Here is a 477-nt window from a genome sequence, read left to right as displayed (position 1 = left end):
TCGTAGACCGCTTCGGTTCCCGATTCCAACCCCGCTGCTTCCCGATACGGGACGCGCAATTCCGGCTTATAGAGATAGTGGTCGATGTCGTCGGCGACAACAAAGACATCGCCAAACACCGTGCCGTACTGGCCGGGCAGGAAATAGCTGTACAGCCCCTCCTGCTCCATCAGCAGCCGGATATAGTCCCAGTCCGACATCTCGTACTGCAGGCGGAACTTGTGTTCGGGATATTCGCGGCGGGTCTTGAAGGCGAACTGGTGGGGTTCCAGATCGTGGCGACGCAGGATGGACCTGATGATCTGCGGTGCGGACTGGTTCTGGTAGACGCGACTCGTTTTGGTCAGCGTCAGCAGCGCTACCTTGGGTCGCAGTTCCATCTCGTATGCGCAGAAATCGTGCGTCTGCTGCGTCTTCGAGAAGCGAAGGATGCAGCCCGAAAACTGTCGCGGCTCCGAACCATCGCCAGCATCGATC

At 58.7% G+C, this 477-nt stretch carries 1 protein-coding gene; it reads right to left on the bottom strand.

The window, feature by feature from the left end:
- On the bottom strand, positions 1-477 hold a 477-nt coding region (locus ABDB81_RS30450), incomplete at both ends, for a phage late control D family protein (RefSeq protein WP_346814427.1).

It is taken from the genome of Cupriavidus sp. DL-D2 (assembly GCF_039710735.1).
Lineage (GTDB): Bacteria > Pseudomonadota > Gammaproteobacteria > Burkholderiales > Burkholderiaceae > Cupriavidus.
The sequence above is the reverse complement of the archived record's forward strand: the minus strand, read 5'-3'. Positions and strand labels throughout refer to the sequence as shown.